Source organism: Persicitalea jodogahamensis (genome assembly GCF_014651615.1).
Classification (GTDB): Bacteria; Bacteroidota; Bacteroidia; order Cytophagales; family Spirosomataceae; genus Persicitalea; species Persicitalea jodogahamensis.
Map to the genome: position 1 here is coordinate 226,350 of NZ_BMXF01000002.1, position 1,021 is coordinate 227,370.

The window sequence follows — 1,021 nt, forward strand, 5'->3', positions numbered from 1 at the left end:
TCTCCGCAACACATGTCGACGTCCTACTCGCTCTAGCAACGTCTTTATCTATGGCAACCTGCGCCTGAAGAAACCTGCCATTTTCGATCGTCCATACACTTTGGAGTCTGTTTTTGATCCAATCAAAAAAGTAAATTTTCTGCTGGTTTACGTTCAAACTCTCGTTTGAAGCTAGTTGTTTGGCGGTTAGACTGGCAGTCAACGCCCCACTTTTATCGACATAAAAGAAAGCGCTTACCATTTCGGCGGTAGAGGATTCCACTCGACCATTTTGGCTGCTTATTACGGTGTTGCCACCTCCAACGTTCACTATTGGAACAGCAACGATAGGTGTGCCTCCTACATCCATTTTTTTTGCCAAATCCCACAGGAACTGGTATTTGTTGGCAGCCTTTGACCGACCCTTGGTCGCTTCGTAATACTGCTTGGCGGTGTCCACTGACAACTCGGCGGAAATAGGCTTGACAACTTCTTGCCTCTCTTGCTGACAGCTTCCTGCTACCATCAAGAGAAGCAGAGCAGCCATAACACTCGGGTAACGAAAAAATCTCATTTTCATAACAACATTTGATTAGATGAAACAATGGTTTGATTATCAGGACAAAGTTTCACCTTGAGCGCCCATTTCTGTCACTACCTGATGTTGTATCTCAAAATAATTTGTTGTGCTTCACTATAAATCATAGTAACTTTATCATAATATTTAATACATATTGAATGTGTCTCCTTTATCAGATGGAAAAAGTGAGTGAGCGGATTCGTATTTTGCGGGAAATAAAAGGGTTCTCTCAGGAGAATATGGCCCTGGAATTAGGTATTTCTCAGCAAGGATATAGCGCGTTGGAGCGTAAAGGGGCGAACATAAAGCTTCGTCAGTTGAAGAATATTTCAACGGTACTTGGTGTGGGCTTGGAAGTTATCTTATCATCCGACCCGTTTATACCAGAAAAAGAAGAATTGATTTCTGACCCGAAAATCTCAGCGCTGAGATTGGAAGTTGAACTCTTGAGGGAGAAGATGA

2 protein-coding genes are annotated in these 1,021 nt (G+C 42.8%); one reads left to right on the forward strand and one right to left on the reverse strand.

Annotation, left to right across the window (positions count from 1 at the left end; genetic code table 11):
• A partial coding sequence (locus IE117_RS11055) for a hypothetical protein (RefSeq protein ID WP_189564483.1) occupies positions 1-559 on the reverse strand: 559 nt, incomplete at its 3' end.
• A 176-nt stretch (positions 560-735) separates the two neighbouring features.
• Between IE117_RS11055 and IE117_RS11060 the strand changes: the two genes are divergently transcribed.
• Positions 736-1,021, forward strand: a 286-nt coding sequence (locus IE117_RS11060) for a helix-turn-helix transcriptional regulator (RefSeq protein WP_189564484.1), incomplete at its 3' end; no start/stop codon positions are given.